The following is a 16,321-nucleotide window of genomic DNA, read 5'->3' as shown; positions in this document are numbered from 1 at the left end:
CGACGCCTCTCCCGGGAGCCCGCTTCAGGAACCAGCGCCCAGTTGCTCCCAGCACGCCGCCGCTGCCCCGACCAGCCCCGCGTCGGTGCCCATCTGCGCGGGCGCCACCTCCAGGCCCCGTACGAAGGAGAGCGTCGCGAACTCGTCCAGCGCCTCGCGCAGCGGCGCGAAGAGGACGTCGCCCGCGTTCGCCACCCCGCCGCCGATCACCGCGATCTCGATCTCCACCAGCGTCGCGGTCGCGGCGATGCCCGCGGCCAGCGCCCGCGCGGCCCGCCCGAAGGAGGCGGCGGCGACGGGGTCACCGTCGCGCGCCGCGGCGGCCACGGCCGCCGCGCTCGTGTCGCCGTCGGCGGCAGGGCGCCAGCCCGCCTCCAGCGCGCGGCGCGCGATGTTCGGGCCGCTGGCGATGCGCTCGACGCAGCCGCGCCCGCCGCACGGGCAGGGGTCGCCGTCGAGATCGACGCTGATGTGACCGATGTGGCCCGCGTTGCCCGTGGGCCCCGGATGCAGCCTCCCGCCGAGCACCAGCCCGCCCCCGACCCCCGTGGAGACCACCATGCACAGCGCGCCGGCGCGCCCGCGTGCCGCGCCCTGCCAGTGCTCGGCCGCTGTCATCGCGACGCCGTCCCCGACGAGGGTGACCGGCAGCCCGCCGACGTGTTCGCGTACACCACTGACCAGCGGATAGTCGCGCCAGCCCGGGATGTTGACGGGGCTCACCGTGCCCGCCTTCGCGTCCACGGGCCCCGCGCTGCCGATGCCGACGGCGCCCGCCCTCGGCCACTCCGGTGACGCGGCCAGCTCGTCCAGGACCTCGCCGACGGCGGCCATGACCGCGCCGCCCTCCGCGCGCGCGGGCGTGGGGCGCTGCGCGCGTGCCAGCAGTCCGCCGTCGCCTGCCACCAGAGCGCCCGCGATCTTGGTGCCGCCGATGTCGAGAGCGGCGACGAGGTCGGTGTGCATGGGCGTTGTTCTCCTGGTGACAGGCCGTCCGCTCCCCTGCCGGGAACGGTCCGGGGGCAAGTCTGACCCCTTGTGACAACGTTGTCCAGCCTTACGCCTTCCGGGCTATGCTGCTCCGTGCCGCACGACGTCGCATGACGCCGCGCCCGACGCCGCCCGACGCCGCCCGGCGCCGCCCGACACGCACGACGCCGTACGACGCCGTACGTACGAACAAGGACTGGAGACCGTGGCCGATCCCGCTCGCCCCGCCACCCGTAGCCCTGAGCGCCGCTACGGCACCCGGCCCACCATGAAGGACGTCGCGGCGCGCGCGGGGGTGGGGCTCAAGACGGTCTCCCGGGTCGTGAACGGCGAGGCGGGCGTCTCGCCCGACACCGAGCACCGTGTCCAGGAGGCCATCACCGCGCTCGGCTTCCGCCGCAACGACAGCGCCCGCATCCTCCGCAAGGGCCGCACCGCCAGCATCGGGCTCGTCCTCGAAGACCTCGCCGACCCCTTCTACTCGCCGCTCAGCCGCGCGGTGGAGGAGGTCGCGCGGACGCACGGGGCGCTGCTGATCAACGGCTCCAGCGCCGAGGACCCCGACCGCGAGCGCGAACTCGTCCTCGCACTGTGCGCCCGGCGCGTGGACGGGCTGGTCATCGTCCCGGCCAGCGACGACCACCGCTATCTGGAGCCCGAGATCGCGGCGGGCGTGGCCACGGTCTTCGTGGACCGCCCGCCGGGGCTGATCGAGGCGGACATGGTGCTCTCGGACAGCTTCACCGGCGCGCGGGAGGGCGTGGCCCACCTCATCGCGCACGGCCACCGGCGCATCGGCTTCATCGGCGACCACCCCAAGATCCACACGGCCACGGAGCGGCTGCGGGGCTACGAGGCGGCGATGGCAGAGGCTGGTCTCCCCGTGCGCCCCTCCTGGCTGGCGCTCGGCGGCACGGGGCCGGAGCGCGTACGGGTGGACGCGGCGTCGATGCTGTCGGGGCCCGAGCCGGTCACCGCGCTCTTCGCGGGCAACAACCGGGTGACGGTCACGCTGGTACGGGTGCTGGCCGAGCGCGAACATCCCGTGGCGCTCGTCGGGTTCGACGACTTCGAGCTGGCCGACCTGCTCTCGCCGCCCGTGACCGTCGTGGCGCAGGACCCGGCGCGGCTGGGGCGCAGCGCGGCCGAGCTGCTCTTCCGGCGGCTGGACGGCGCGGACGACGCGCCGCGCCGCGTGGCGCAGCCGACGCGGCTGATCGCCCGGGGTTCGGGCGAGCTGGCGCCGCGCGACTGACGTCGGCGGAGGGGCGGGGCCTGGGACGCCTCCGCGGCGGCGCGCGGTGACGGTGCGATGTCGTCCGTGAAAGATCCGCGTCAACTCGCTGCACGGGCCTTGCCAACCCGAGTTAGTACGTGTTCGGATTATCTCCGTCGGGCACCGAACCCGAACGATGTTTCCCCTGCTCAGGCCATGTGCGGCGGGCCGTTCCCCGCTGCTTTCGTACCGTTCCGTGCACCCCGCCCGCCGAGCGCCGGGCGCTCCACTCCACTCCGCTCTCTTGACGTTTCCGGCCCGCGCGGGCCTGTGGTCCGGCGTGCCGTGACCGCCGCTTCCCTGTGCCGTGCCCCGCGAAGACGAAGACCGCAGCCCTGAAGATCCTGGAGGGACCCGTGTTCGACCTCTCGTCCGTCGATCTGCTCGACGCCTTCACCCGCGAACTGGAACTGTGCAAGGTCAGGGAGGACGAGCACGTCGTCGTCCTCTCCGAGCCCGGCAGCCGCGGGGACTACGTGGCCGCCGCGTTCGGCGCCGCCAAGTCGCTGGGCGCCCACGTCATCGCCGCGACCGTGCCGGGCGGCAGCCCCGCGCCCATGCCCAGCACCCACACGGGGGCGGGCCCCGGGCTGACCTCGGTCCTGGACGACACGGCGGCGCAGGACCTGCTGAAGTCCGCCGACCTGGTCGTGGACCTCACCAGGGAGGGCTTCATCCACGCCCCCGTACAGCAGGAGATCCTGCGCGCCGGGACGCGCATCATCTTCGTCTGCGACGCGCCCGACGTGCTGATCCGCAACCTGCCCAAGGAGAGCGACAAGGCCCTGGTGCACCGGGAGACCGAGCTGCTCCAGAAGTCCTCGGTCATGCACGTCACCTCGGACGCCGGCACCGAGCTGACGGTCCAACTGGCGGGCTCGAAGCCGGAGTTCCAGGTCGGGTTCGCCGACGACCCGGGCCGCTGGGACCACTGGCCGAGCACGATGGTGCTGTGCTGGCCGGAGATCTCCGACGGGCAGCTCGTGCTGGCCGAGGGCGACATCCTGCTCCCGTTCAAGGAGTACGTGCGCGAACCCGTGACGCTCCAGATCGCCTCGGGCCACATCGAGAAGGTCTCCGGAGGCGCGGAGGCGCGGCTGCTGGAGACGTTCTTCGAGGACGCGGACGACCAGTGGGCGCGCAGCCTCTCCCACATGGGCTGGGGGCTGATGCGCACGGCCGACTGGTTCGCCACCGCGATGTACGGCAAGGGCGACCTGATGGGCATGGACGCGCGCGCCTTCGCGGGCAACTTCCTCTGGTCCACGGGGCCGCACCCCGTGCTCGGCCGGGAGTCGTACGCGCACCTCGACATCGCGATGCGCGGCTGCACGGTCGATGTGGACGGCACCCGGGTCGTGTCGGCCGGAGTGCTCGCCGACCGCTGACCGCTGATCGCTGACCGAAGGCGGCCGACGGCGGCGACCACCCGCCCGCCCGCGGTATCCCTGCCCGTCCGATCCCTTGGAGGAGAACAGCCTTGGCGCCCAGTCAGTCGTTCGAAGTCACCGTCGTCGGGGGCGGGCTCGGCGGGCTCACCGCGGCCCTCGCGCTGCGGCACCGCGGCATCCGCGTGACCGTGCTGGAGCAGGCACCGCAGCTCGGCGAGGTCGGCGCGGGCATCCAGACGGCCCCGAACGCGAGCCGCGTCCTGCTCGGTCTCGGTCTGCGCGAGCAACTGGAGGCCATCCACACCGAGCCGCAGGACCAGGTGCGGCGGCGCTGGAAGGACGGCAGCGTCGTCGGACTGACGCCGCTGGGCGCGTTCTGCAAGGACACCTACGAAGCGCCGTACTGGCACTACCACCGCGCCGACCTGCACCGCGTCATCATGGACGCCTGCACCGACCCCGAGGGGCCTGGGCCCGCCGTCGCCCTGCACACCAGCAGCAGGGTGGCCGAGCTGGACACCTCGGACCCGGAGCGGCCCGTCGCGGTCACCGACGACGGCACCCGCTACGCGTCGGACGTGCTCGTCGGGGCCGACGGCATCCGCTCCCGGGTGCGCGATCTCATCGGCGGCGAGGACACCCTCGTCTTCTCCGGCGAGATGGCCTACCGCGCCCTGATCCCCGGCGACCTGATCGCCGCCGACCCGGCGACGCGCTGGCTCGTCGACCGCTTCCAGAGCACCATCTGGTACGGCCCCGACCGGCACCTGGTGCACTACATGATCAGGGGCGGCGAATACCTCAACGTCGTGGCCTGCGTACCGTGCAGCGACGAGGTCGCCGAGAAGTGGACGGCGCCCGCTTCGCCAGGGGAGCTGGCCGCGGCCTACCCCGGCTGGGACGACCGGGTTCCGGCGATGCTCTCCAAGGCCAAGGACGACGTGACCTGCTTCGCGCTCCACTACCGGCGCCGCGACCCGGTGTGGATGGACGGCCGGGTCGCGCTGCTGGGCGACGCCTGCCACGCCATGCTCCCGTACCAGGCACAGGGCGCCTCGCAGGCCATGGAGGACGCGGCTGTACTGGCGGAGGAGCTGGGCGCCGTCACCCGTTCCGGTGCCGAGGGCGCGCTGCGGCGCTACGTCGACCGGCGCGCGAAGCACGCGGGGATGGTCCAGGACGCTTCGCTGCGGAACAAGACCTTCTACCACTACCCCGACGGCCCCGAGCAGCGCGAACGGGACGCGAAGCTGCGGAACTTCACCGGGGAGTCGGACCTCTCCTACGAGTGGCTGTGGCGGGGGACACCGCTGAACGACCCGGACCGCACCGCGTTCTCCTACCAGTTCCCCCGCTGACACCAGTTCCCCCGCTGACCGGCGCGCCAGCCCGTGAGCGGCACACCCCGAACACCTGGAGCGAGGGTGAAGACAGGCGATCAGATCGTGCAGGAACTCCCCTGGAAATGGGGAGTACAGGGCAGGATCTTCCTCATCGGTGGCCTCGGCTACCTCTTCGACGCGTGGGACATCGCGCTCAACGGCTTTCTCATGCCCCTGCTGGGCAAGGAGTTCGGCCTCGGCCTCGGCGAACGGGGGCTGGTCGCCACGTCGAACCTCGTCGGGATGGCCGTCGGCGCCGTCGTCTGGGGTGCCATCGCCGACCGTATCGGCCGCAAGAAGGCGTTCAGCGCGACGCTGCTGATCTTCGCGCTGTTCTCCGTGCTCGGGACGGCCTCCCCCGACTACGCCACCTTCCTCGTCCTGCGCTTCCTGGCGGGAGTGGGCCTGGGCGGCTGCATCCCGGTGGACTACGCGCTGGTCAGCGAGTTCTCGCCGAAGAAGTACCGCGGCCGGGTCCTCACCGCGCTGGACCTGTGGTGGCCCGTCGGCGTCACACTGTGCGGGCTCGTCGCCACCCTGATGGTGCCGTGGGAGGGCAACTGGCGCTGGATGCTGGCGACGATGGTGCTCCCTGCGCTGCTGCTGTTCTGGGTGCGGCGCGGGGTTCCGGAGTCGCCGGTCTATCTGACGAAGGCGGGCCGGGAGGCCGAGGCACGCGCGGTCATCGACGACCTCGTGGCCCGTACGGGCGCGACGCCGCAGCCGTACGCCGTCCCCGCGCCCCCGCCGGGCCCCGAGGACTCGGCGGGCGGGGTGGTGCGGGGGCTGCGCGCGGGCGTGGCGCAGTTCAAGGGGCTGTGGAGCTTCAGCCCCCGCATCACCTCCGTCGCCTGGCTGCTGTTCGTCACCGTGATGCTCGTCTACTACGCGGCGCTGACCTGGATGCCGTCGATCCTCAAGGAACAGGGCTACGGCGACACCGCCTCCTTCACCGGTACGACGCTGATGAGCGCGGTGGGCATCGCCGGAGTGGCCGCCTCCACCTGGCTGGTCGACGTGGTGGGCCGCAAGCGGCTCATCGGGGTCTCCGCGCCCGTGGCGACGGCCGCGCTGGTGGGGTTCGCGCTGGTGCTGGAGGTGCGGACGGCGGCGCTGATCGGGATCGCCGCCTTCGGCTTCCTGATCCAGCTCACGATCCCGGTGCTCTACGCCTACGTCTCGGAGCTGTACCCGACGCGGCTGCGCGCCAGCGGCTTCGGCTGGGCCTCCTCGGTGAGCCGGGTCAGCACGGGGTTCGCGCCGATGCTGTTCGGTTCGCTGATGTGGCCGCTGCTGGGGCTACCGCTCACATTCACGGTGCTGGGTGTCGTCGTGGTGGCGGCGGTGCTGTGGATGGCCGTCGCCGCGCCGGAGACGAAGGGGCGCGAGCTGGACGAACTGGACGAGCCCGAGGAGCGGGACGCGCCACCCGAACAGGACGGGCACGGCGACCGCGACGAGCGGGCCGCCGACGGCGCGCCCGTACGCGGCTGAGCCCCGCCGCTCCCCCACTCGGTGGCCCGCTCCCACCCCCACGGAAGGAGGACCCATGAAGCCCGCCGCGTTCACGTACCACCGCGCACGCGACGTCGAGGGCGCGACCCGCCTCCTCGCCGAACTCGGCGACGACGCCAAGCTCATCGCGGGCGGCCAGAGCCTGGTCGCGATGATGAACTACAGGCTGGCCAGGCCGACGCACCTCGTCGACGTCGGAGCCCTGCGGGGCGATCCCGCGCTCGCCGGGATGCGCCCGGATGCGCACTCGGAGACGCACCCTGAGACGCACCCGGACGAGGGAAACGCCCTGCGCATCGGGGCGCTCACCACGCACCACGCCGTGGAGACCGCACCGGACGCGCTGCTCGGTCCCGGCTTCGCGGTACTGCGCGACGCCATGCGCTGGGTCGGCCATCTGCCGATCCGCACCAGGGGCACCGTGGGCGGCAGCCTCGCGCACGCCGACGCCACCGCCGAGTGGTGCCTGCTCGCCGTGCTTCTTGGCGCGCGGCTGGAGGTGCGGGGCCCACGGCGCGTACGCCGGGTCGCGGCGGGGGACTTCTTCCACGGCTACTACGCCACGGCGCTCGACCCCGACGAGATGCTGACCGCCGTCGTCTTCCCGCGTCCCGCGCCGCACGCCGCGCTGACCGAGTTCGCGCAGCGGCGGGGCGACTTCGCGACGGTGGCCGCGGGCGTCGATCTGGACCTGGCCCCGGACGGCCGCACGGTGCGCGGCGGCCGGGTCGTGCTCGGCGGCGTCGCCCCGCGCCCGGTGCGGGTCCCGGCAGCGGAGGGGGTGCTGGCCGAGGGCGGGACCGCCGGCGCGCGGCTCTTCGCGGCCTGCGCCCGTGCGGCGGCCGACTCCGTCGACCCGCCCTCGGACGCGGACGGCAGCGCGGACTACCGGCGCACCCTCACCCGCACCCTGGTGGCCCGCGCCTGCGAGGAGGCCGTATCCCGATGACCACGCCCCACCCGACCCCCGCACCGGACCCTGCACCCGAGCCGGGCCCGCCCCCCGCGCCCGACGCCGCGCGCACCGAACCCTGGGTCGGCGCCTCCGTCGGCAGGCGCGAGGACCCACGGCTGCTGACCGGGCGCGGGCGGTTCACCGACGACATCCAGCTCCCCGGCATGCTGCACGCCCAGTTCGTCCGCAGCACCGTCGCCTCCGGCACGGTCACCGGGCTCGACCTGTCGGCCGTGCGCGAGGTGCCGGGCGTGGTGGCCGCGTTCACGGCCGCCGACCTGGCGCTGGGCGACATCACCGCGCGGCTCGGGCGCCCGCTCTCGGAGTTCGTCCCCACGGACATGCCCGTGCTGGCCGGGGACCGGGTCCGCTATGTGGGCGAGCCCCTCGCCGTCGTCGTGGCCCGCGACCCGTACGCGGCCGAGGACGGCCTGGAGGCCGCCCGCGTCACCTACGAGACGCGCACCCCCGTCACCTCCGAGGCCCAGGCCCTCGCGCCCGGCGCGCCCCTCGTGCACGACGAGGCCGGGGCCAACACCCTGCTGGACGTCTCGATGTTCGCCACCGAGGGCATCGACGAGATCTTCGCGGGCGCGGAACACGTCGTACGCGTCGAGACCAGGACGGGGCGCCAGAACGCGCTGCCGCTGGAGACGCGGGGCGTCGTCGCCGGGTGGGACGACCGCGAGGAGCAACTGCTGCTGCGGATGTCGAGCCAGGTGCCGCACCAGGTGCGCACCGTCGCGGCGCGCTGTCTGGGCCTGGACGAGCGCGCGGTGCGGGTCGTGGTCCCCGACATGGGCGGCGGCTTCGGGCTCAAGTGCGTGGTGGGCCGCGAGGAGATCGCGGTGGGCGCGGCGGCGCTGCGCCTGGGCAGGACGGTGAAGTGGACGGAGGACCGCAAGGACGCGCTCACCGCCTCCTTCCTCGCCAGGGAGCAGCACTACGACGTGCGCGCCGCCTTCGACGGGGACGGGCGCGTCCTGGGTCTCGACGCGGCGGTGGTGTGCGACATAGGCGCGTACTCCTGCTATCCGTTCACCGCGGGCATCGAGCCCCTGATGGCCTCGGCCGAGCTGCCGGGGGTCTACAAGGTGCCCGCCTACCGGGTCCGGGCCCGCGCCGTCACCACCAACAAGGCGCCCACGGCGCCGTACCGGGGGGTGAGCCGCCCGCAGTACGTGATGGTGATGGAGCGGCTCTTCGAACGCGCGGCACGCGAGCTGGGCATGGACGCGGTGGAGGTGCGACGGCGCAACCTGATCACGGAGTTCCCCTACACGGGCGTCAACAACATCACGTACGACCCCGGTTCGTACCGCGAGTCCCTGGACCTGTGCGAGCGGGTGCTGCGCGACGAGGGCTGGTACGCGCGGCGCGACGCGGCGGCGGACGAGGGGCGGCACCTGGGCATCGGCTACTCCTGCTTCAACGAGCGCACGGGCTACGGCTCGGCGGCCTTCGCGCAGCGCAAAATGGAGGTCGTCCCCGGCTTCGACATCGCCGAGGCCCGGATGGACACCAGCGGGGCGCTGACGGTGACGACCGGCACCATGAGCCACGGCCAGAGCCACGAGACGACGATGGCGCAGATCGCGGCCGACGCGCTGGGCCTTGACCTCGCCAAGGTGCGGGTGCACCAGGGCGACACGGACCGGGTGGCGTACGGCTGGGGCACGTTCGCCAGCCGCTCGATCGCGATCGGCGGCAGCGCGGTGCGGCTCGCGGCGGGCAAGCTCGGCGAGAAGCTGCGGCTGATCGCGGCGGCGCACTGGGAGACCGCGCCGGAGAAGGTGGAGCTGGGGCGCGGGGCCGTGCGGCGCCGCGAGGACGGCGCCACCCTGTCCTACGAGGAGATCGCGGACCTCGCGTATCTGCGGGCCCACCTGCTGCCCCCTGACATCGAACCCGGCCTGTCCGCGACGGCCACGTTCGACGTCCTCAACGACGGCACCTTCTCCAACGCCGCCCACGGCGTGGTCGTGGAGCTGCACGAGGGCACGGGGCAGGTGGAGATCCTGCGCTACGTCTGCGTCGAGGACTGCGGGGTGGCCATCAACCCGCAGGTCGTCGAGGGGCAGTGCAGGGGCGGGATCGCGCAGGGCATCGCGGGCGCGCTGTTCGAGCGGATCACCTACGACGAGCAGGGCGAGCCCTCCGCCACCGGCTTCATGGACTACAAGGTCCCCACCGCGCACGAGATCCCCGACATCACCATCCACCACCTGGAGACGCCCTGCGCCTTCACCGGCACCGGCGCGAAGGGCACCGGCGAGGGCGGCACCATCGGCGCCCCCGCCGCAGTGCTCAACGCCGTCAACGACGCCCTGCGCCCCACGGGCGTCGAGCTGGACGACACCCCCATCAGGCCCGAGACGGTCGCGAGCGCACTGGAGCACGCCTCATGACGGACACCACCCATCTGCCGCCAGGGCAGCAGTTGATCGGCCTGCGCGTGAACGGCGAGCGGTACGAGCTGCTGACCGAGCCGCGCCGCACCCTCGTGGACGCGCTGCGCCACGACCTGGGTCTGACGGGCACCCATGTGGGCTGCGAGCACGGCATCTGCGGCGCCTGCACGGTGCTGGTCGACGGGGCGCCGGCGCGGGCCTGCCTGATGTTCGCGGCGCAGGCGGAGGACGCCGAGATCCGCACCGTCGAGTCGCTGGCCGAGGGCCCGGACGGGCGGACCCTCAGCGATCTCCAGCAGGCATTCAGCGCGCACCACGGGCTCCAGTGCGGCTTCTGCACACCGGGATTCCTGATGCTGGCCGAGGGGTTCCTTGCCGAGCGCCCGGAGGCGACCAGGGAGGAGATCCGCGACGTGGTCGCCTCGAACCTGTGCCGGTGCACCGGCTACCAGACGATCGTCGACGCGATCGAGGACTGCGCGACGCGGCGCCGCAGCCGTTGCCGTAGCCGTACGGCGGCGTGCGCACAGGGTTCCGCGCAGGGGCCCGCACGAGATGAGGAGACCGCATGCGACTGACCAACACGGTGCCGGTGAAGGCGGCGCCCGACGAGGTGTTCGCGCTCGTCAACGACGTGGAGCGGGTGGTCTCCTGCATGCCGGGCGCCGCCCTCGAAGGCCGCGAGGGGGACGCCTGGCGGGGCAGGGTGAAGGTCAAGGTCGGCCCCGTCACGGCCGCGTACGCCGGAACGGTGCGCTTCCTGGAGACGGACGCGGCGAGCCGCACCCTGCGCGTCCAGGCGCGCGGCGCCGACGCGCACGGCAACGGCGACGCGGAGGCCGAGGTCCGGCTGGAGGTGGTGCGGGCCCCGGACGGCGCCGAACTGCGCCTGGACACCGATCTGGTGATCCGGGGCAAGATCGCGCAGTTCGGCAAGGGCGCGGTCGCGGCGGTCTCCGACCGCATACTCCAGCAGTTCGCCCGCAACCTCGGCAGCCTGCTCGACCAGCCCGTGCCCGACGGCGCCGGCGCCGCGCAGCCCCCGTCGGAGGGCGCCCGCGCGGCGGACGGGGCCAGTGCCGGGAACGGGGCCGGGGACGAGGCGCTGAACGGGCTCGCGGTGCTGGCGGGCCCGGCCCTGTCCCGGTACGGGCCCGTCGTCGGCGCCTTCGCCTTCGGCCTCTTCGAAGGCTGGCTCCTGGGACGGGTGCTGGCGCACGAGAGGCAGCACGGGTGCGGCGTCGCGCGGAGGACGCGATGAGCGGGGAGCGCGCTGTGAGCGGGGGCGGCCACCCGGGAGACGGCGGGCGCTACGGGAGCACGACGGACCGCACGTACGCGCGCGCCGGGTTCGGCGCGCGGGTGCGCAGGGGCGCCAGGCCCGCGCTCGTGATCGTCGACCTCACGCGCGGGTTCACGGAGGACGCCTTCCCCTCCGGCGCCGACCTGACCGAGGTCGTGGAGGCGACGGCGCGACTGGTCGAGGCGGGCCGCGCCACGGGCGTCCCGGTGATCTGGACGGCCATCGCCTACTCCGCCGCCGAGGCCGAGGGGCACTCGGTCACCTGGCTGGAGAAGGCCCCGGGCATGCGGGCGCTGGTGGAGGGCGGCGAGGCCGTCGAGCTGGACCCCGGGCTGCCCCGTCGGCCGGAGGACCCGCTGGTGGTGAAGAAGGGCGCCTCCGCGTTCTTCGGCACACCGCTCGCCTCGCTGCTGGTCGGGCTCGGAGCCGATACGGCGGTGGTGTGCGGCGCCACGACCAGCGGCTGCGTGCGGGCGACAGCGGTGGACGCGGTGCAGTACGGCTTCCCCGTGCTGGTGCCGCGCGAGTGCGTGGGCGACCGCGCCCAAGGGCCGCACGAGGCCGCGCTGTTCGACATCGACGCCAAGTACGGGGACGTGATCGCCCTCTCCGACGCGCTCGCCTACCTCACAGGGCCGCGCTGACCACGCTCGCCCCCCACTCCCCCAACCCCGAACTTCGACAGGAGATCCCAGGTGTCCTCGCGTTCCCTCACCCCCGCAGCGGCGGCCGATCTCGCCGACGTACCGGCCCTCAGCCGCTGGGTCCGCTCGGGCCCGCTGCGCCTGCACGTCCTCGACTACGGCGGTACCGGGGTACCCCTCGTCGTGCTGCCCGGCATCACCAGCCCCGCCGTCACCATGGACTTCGTCGCCCGCGAACTCACGGACCTGGTCCGTCCCCTGGTCCTGGACGTGCGGGGCCGCGGCTTCTCCGACGACGGCGAGGGCGACGGCGGCAACGGCAGCGACGACCGCAGCGGCAACGCCTACACCCTGGAGGCGTACGCGGCGGACACCGAGGCCGTCATAGCGGAGCTGGACCTGCCGCGCCCGCTGCTGCTGGGCCACTCGATGGGGGCCCGTATCGCCGCGGCCACGGCCGTACGGGCGAAGCAGCCCCTGCGGGGCGCCGTCCTCGTCGACCCGCCCATGAGCGGCCCCGGACGCGGCCCGTACCCGACCTCGCTGGCGGCCTTCCAGGCGCAGCTCGCCGAGGCCAGGCGGGGCACCGATGCGGACGAGGTGGCCAGGTCGTGGCCGCGGTGGCCGCGCGCGGAACAGGAGCTGCGCGCACGCTGGCTGGCGAGCTGCGGCGACGAGGCCGTCGCGCGCACCCACCAGGGCTTCGAGACGGAGGACTTCTTCGGCTGGTGGCCCTCCATTCCCGTGCCCGCCGTGCTGCTCCACGGGGCCGACAGCCCCGTGGTCACGGCGGAGGACGCGGCCGAGGCCGCGCGTACGCTTCCGTCGGCACGCCTCACCGCGGTCCCCGGCGCCGGACACATGGTGTTCTGGGACAGCCCCGAGGCCGCTCTGGGGGCGCTGCGGGACGCGCTGCGCGGACTGCTCGATTGACGCGTGCACGTCGAGCCATGCGCGGGGCGAGCCGCCCATGTGCCGTGCTTAAGTGGGGCGCATGGCTGACAACACCTCACCACCGGCGGCGGACCCCGCCTCTCCCCCCGCGCCACCGGCGGCCCTGCTGGCCGCGCCCGGCTACCAGGTACGGCGCCTGTACCAGGCGTATCTGGCCGCGTGGGTGCGTACGGTCGACTCGACGCTGACCGGCCCGCAGTTCGCGGTGCTCACCGCCGTGGACGCGGCGCCCGGCAGGGACCAGAGTTCCATGGCGTCCGCCGTGGCCCTGGACACCTCGACCATGGCGGACGTCGCCAGGCGGCTGGAGAAGCGCGGACTGCTCGCGCGGCGCACGGCGGTCGACGACGGCCGCAGAAAGCTGCTCTATCTCACCGAGGAGGGCGAACGGACCCTCCGCGAGGCGAACGGCCGCGCGCGGCAGCTCGACGAACGCCTGCTGGAGCCCTACGAGCAGGCGCGGCGCGCGGAGGTGCTGCGCGAGCTGACGGCGCTGGCAGACCACTGGGAAGCGCTGGTCGAGAGCGCGTAACTCCCCCGGTCCTCGCGGGGGTTCACGGGCCGAGGGGCCACGGAAGGATTCGTGTCCGAGGCTCTTCACCGCCCCATTAGTACGTCTCCGGATTGCCCCTGTGGCAATCCCCGCGACAACCCCGCGACAGACCCCTGGAGGAGCGCACCGTGACGGACCACCACATCGGCATGATCGTGCCCAGTTCCAACCTGACGATGGAGACGGAGCTGCCGCGCATGTTCCGCGCCCGCGAGGAGGCGATGCCCGAGGACCGCTTCCTGTTCCACAGCAGCAGGACGCGGATGCGGCACGTCACGCCCGAGGAACTGCGCGGCATGAACGCGCAGACCGCGCGCGCCTCGCTCGAACTCGCCGACGCGCGGCCCGACGTGGTCGCCTCGGCGTGCCTCGTCGCGATCATGGCCCAGGGCAGGGGCCACCACCGCACGGCGGAACGCGAGATCGCCGAGGGGCTGCGCTCCGGGGGCTGCGAGGCGCCCGTGGTCTCCAGCGCGGGGGCGCTGCTGAGCGCGATCGAGGCGCTGGGCGCCCGTCGGGTGGCGCTCATCGCCCCGTACATGAAGCCGCTCACCGCCACCGTCGTCGACTATCTCCAGGACGCGGGCACCGAGGTCGTGGACGCGCTGAGCCTGGAGGTCGCCGACAATCTGGCGGTGGCCGCGCTCGACCCCGACGACCTGCGCAGGCACTGGCGGCGGCTCGACCTCTCGGGTGCCGACGCGCTCGTGCTCTCGGCCTGCGTGCAGATGCCCTCGCTCCCGTCGGTCCAGCACGTGGAGGACGCCTGCGGCCTGCCCGTGCTCTCCGCCGCGACGGCGACCGCGCACCGCGTCCTCTCCGAACTGGGCCTGGAGACCGTCGTGCCGGGGGCCGGAAGCCTGCTGAGCGGGCGCGTTCCGGCCGCCGGGCGCCGGGTCCCCACGGCCTGAGGACACGCACCGTCGCGACGCGGGCCCCGGGCGGCCCTTCAGCAGGTGGGCAGCCCGGGGAGCGGCTTGTCGTTGTCGCCGCCCTTGAGATAGACGGCGCTGACGAAGACCCCCGCGTTCCCGCTGTCGTCGTCGGTCTTCGCCCACCAGACGTTGGTCCACTTCCCGTAGGTCTCGCGATGGGACAGCTTCGTCTGGCAGTAGAAGTAGTTCACCCCGGCCTTGAGGGTGCCCACGGGCTTGTGGGCGCTGTCGTACGAGGCGGCGTCCTTCCAGACCTCGCAGTTGTACTTGCCGCCGCCCACGTCGTGGCAGACGGGCGCGGGGTCGGTGTCCCCGCCGCCTCCGCCACCGCTCGCGCCGTCGCCTTCGCCACCGCCGGAGCCCTCGTCCCCGCCCTTTCCTGAATCGCCGTCGGCCGCGCCATCGTCGCCCTTGTCCGTGCCGGAACCGGAGTCCGGGGAACCGTTCTCGTCCTTCCCCTTCTTGGCGTCGCCCTCGCCGTCGGCCGCGCCGCCCGCGCCGCCGTCACGCTCCGCCTCGTCCTTCGCCGAGCCGTCGGGCGAGGGCGTCGAGCCGCCGCCTGCCTCGCCCCGCGTGCCGCCTTCGGCGGCGGCCTCTCCCTTGCCGCCCGTCGCCGAGGCGCGGTCGCCGCTCCCGCCGCCGTGGCCGACGACGGCGTATGTGACGCCCGCGCCCGCCAGCACGACGGCGGCCACGGCAGCCGCGACGGCGATCCTGCGCCGACGCCCGCCGCCCGCCGCGCCGTCACGCACCGGGGCCGGGGGCGACGCGCCGGCAGCGTGTGCGGCCGGTCCCTGCGGCGCACCGGCGCCCGACGCGGCAGGCCCTCCGGGCGCGCCCGCACCCGCACCCGCGCCCGAACCGGACGGCGCCGGGTCAGGGGCGCGGCGGCCCAGGCGGAGCGTGTCCGGCGAGGTGGGGAGCGGGCGGCCCGAGGCGACGGCGGACAGCAGCGCCGCGGCCCGCACGGCGTCGGCCCTGCGCGCCGGGTCCTTCTCCATCAGCTCGGCCAGCGCGGGCCCCAGCGGCCCCGCACGGCGCGGCTCGGGCAGCGGATCGACGACGATGGCGTTGAGCGTGGACCACGTGGAGGTGCGCCGGAAGGGCGAGGCGCCCTCGACGGCCGCGTACAGCGTCGCGCCCAGCGCCCACACGTCCGAGGCAGGGCCCGGGTCCTCGCCGCGCGCCCGCTCGGGGGCGAGGTAGTCGAGCGAGCCGACGAGTTCGCCGCTGCCCGTGAGGCGGGTGGCCGAGCCGTCTCCGGGGTCCTCGACGGCCGCGATGCCGAAGTCGGTGAGGACGACGCGGCCCCCGGCGCCGTCCGCCTCCCCTTCGGCTGCGCGTGCCGTACTGCCGCCCTCCAGCAGGATGTTGCCCGGCTTGACGTCCCGGTGCAGCACCCCCACCCGGTGCGCGGCGGCGAGCGCGTCCAGCACACTGGCGCCGATGCGCGCGGCCTCGACGGGGCCCAGGGGCCCGCGTCCACGCAGGACGTCGTCGAGGGACGGGCCCTCGACCAGTTCCATCACGATGACGGGGCGGCCCTCGTGCTGCGCGATGTCGTGCACGGCGATGACGCCGGAGTGCCGCACCCGCGCCGCCGCACGTGCCTCGCGCCGCATCCGCGTGCGCAGATCGTCGAGTTCGGGGCCGCCCGCGTCGGTGTAGGTGCGCAGTTCCTTGAGCGCGACCTCGCGCCCCAGTACCTCGTCCATGGCGCGCCAGACGACTCCCATGCCGCCCCGCCCGAGCTGCCCGGTCACGCGATAGCGCCCCGCCAGCAGCCTGCCGTTCCCGCCTCCGCCGCCGCCCTCGTCCGGGCCCCGCTCCCCCGTTGTCCGCACCGCGCCGTCCCCTTGTCGCGTCGTGTCGCGTCGTGAGGGACGACAGCCTACGGGGCGCGGGTGACGTACGGGGCCTTTGTCCACAGGACACGAGGTGCGGCGCCGCACGTCCCGTCCCCCGCACGGGACGGCGCGCCGCTACCGCATGCGGGCCCGCGCCGCACGCGG

The 16,321-nt window shown here is 74.1% G+C and carries 14 protein-coding genes; 12 read left to right on the top strand and 2 right to left on the bottom strand.

Annotated elements, in window-relative coordinates:
• Nucleotides 1-24 precede the first annotated feature (24 nt).
• Nucleotides 25-966, bottom strand: a complete 942-nt coding sequence (locus ACWGJ2_RS25850) for an ROK family protein (protein ID WP_453348610.1) — start codon at nucleotides 964-966, stop codon at nucleotides 25-27.
• 292 nt (nucleotides 967-1,258) lie between these two features.
• Between ACWGJ2_RS25850 and ACWGJ2_RS25845 the strand changes: the two genes are divergently transcribed.
• The 12 genes from ACWGJ2_RS25845 (at nucleotide 1,259) to ACWGJ2_RS25790 (ending at nucleotide 14,285) form a co-directional block, all read left to right on the top strand.
• The gene (locus tag ACWGJ2_RS25845; RefSeq protein ID WP_453348637.1) at nucleotides 1,259-2,245 is read left to right on the top strand and encodes a LacI family DNA-binding transcriptional regulator; all 987 of its coding nucleotides are present in this window, start codon (nucleotides 1,259-1,261) and stop codon (nucleotides 2,243-2,245) included.
• 377 nt (nucleotides 2,246-2,622) lie between these two features.
• Complete coding sequence (locus tag ACWGJ2_RS25840) at nucleotides 2,623-3,654, top strand: hypothetical protein (RefSeq protein ID WP_453348609.1); 1,032 nt, start codon at nucleotides 2,623-2,625, stop codon at nucleotides 3,652-3,654.
• A gap of 92 nt (nucleotides 3,655-3,746) precedes the next feature.
• Nucleotides 3,747-5,015, top strand: a complete 1,269-nt coding sequence (locus tag ACWGJ2_RS25835; protein ID WP_453348608.1) for an FAD-dependent monooxygenase — start codon at nucleotides 3,747-3,749, stop codon at nucleotides 5,013-5,015.
• 66 nt (nucleotides 5,016-5,081) lie between these two features.
• Complete coding sequence (locus ACWGJ2_RS25830) at nucleotides 5,082-6,533, top strand: MFS transporter (RefSeq protein WP_453348607.1); 1,452 nt, start codon at nucleotides 5,082-5,084, stop codon at nucleotides 6,531-6,533.
• Nucleotides 6,534-6,588: 55 nt separating this feature from the next.
• Nucleotides 6,589-7,503, top strand: a complete 915-nt coding sequence (locus ACWGJ2_RS25825; protein ID WP_453348606.1) for an FAD binding domain-containing protein — start codon at nucleotides 6,589-6,591, stop codon at nucleotides 7,501-7,503.
• A complete protein-coding gene (locus tag ACWGJ2_RS25820; RefSeq protein WP_453348605.1) occupies nucleotides 7,500-9,917 on the top strand; it encodes a xanthine dehydrogenase family protein molybdopterin-binding subunit in 2,418 nt (805 codons plus the stop codon). Before ACWGJ2_RS25825 ends, ACWGJ2_RS25820 begins: the two co-directional genes overlap by 4 nt.
• The gene (locus ACWGJ2_RS25815) at nucleotides 9,914-10,498 is read left to right on the top strand and encodes a (2Fe-2S)-binding protein (RefSeq protein ID WP_453348604.1); all 585 of its coding nucleotides are present in this window, start codon (nucleotides 9,914-9,916) and stop codon (nucleotides 10,496-10,498) included. The genes ACWGJ2_RS25820 and ACWGJ2_RS25815 overlap by 4 nt, the downstream gene beginning before the upstream one ends.
• Nucleotides 10,489-11,181, top strand: a complete 693-nt coding sequence (locus tag ACWGJ2_RS25810) for an SRPBCC family protein (protein WP_453348603.1) — start codon at nucleotides 10,489-10,491, stop codon at nucleotides 11,179-11,181. The genes ACWGJ2_RS25815 and ACWGJ2_RS25810 overlap by 10 nt, the downstream gene beginning before the upstream one ends.
• Entirely contained in the window at nucleotides 11,178-11,867 is a 690-nt protein-coding gene (locus tag ACWGJ2_RS25805; RefSeq protein WP_453348602.1) for an isochorismatase family protein, read from the top strand. The genes ACWGJ2_RS25810 and ACWGJ2_RS25805 overlap by 4 nt, the downstream gene beginning before the upstream one ends.
• 51 nt (nucleotides 11,868-11,918) lie before the next feature.
• Nucleotides 11,919-12,800, top strand: a complete 882-nt coding sequence (locus ACWGJ2_RS25800) for an alpha/beta fold hydrolase (RefSeq protein WP_453348601.1) — start codon at nucleotides 11,919-11,921, stop codon at nucleotides 12,798-12,800.
• A 61-nt stretch (nucleotides 12,801-12,861) separates the two neighbouring features.
• Nucleotides 12,862-13,353, top strand: coding sequence for a MarR family winged helix-turn-helix transcriptional regulator (locus ACWGJ2_RS25795; RefSeq protein ID WP_453348600.1), 492 nt, complete (start codon nucleotides 12,862-12,864; stop codon nucleotides 13,351-13,353).
• Nucleotides 13,354-13,502: 149 nt separating this feature from the next.
• Nucleotides 13,503-14,285, top strand: coding sequence for a maleate cis-trans isomerase family protein (locus ACWGJ2_RS25790; protein ID WP_453348599.1), 783 nt, complete (start codon nucleotides 13,503-13,505; stop codon nucleotides 14,283-14,285).
• A 38-nt stretch (nucleotides 14,286-14,323) separates the two neighbouring features.
• On the opposite strand, the gene ACWGJ2_RS25785 is transcribed toward ACWGJ2_RS25790, so the two are convergent.
• A complete protein-coding gene (locus tag ACWGJ2_RS25785) occupies nucleotides 14,324-16,153 on the bottom strand; it encodes a serine/threonine-protein kinase (RefSeq protein ID WP_453348598.1) in 1,830 nt (609 codons plus the stop codon).
• Between the last annotated feature and the right edge of the window lie 168 nt (nucleotides 16,154-16,321).

Source organism: Streptomyces sp. NPDC054796 (genome assembly GCF_053611545.1).
This window is presented reverse-complemented; position numbering and strand designations above follow the sequence as displayed.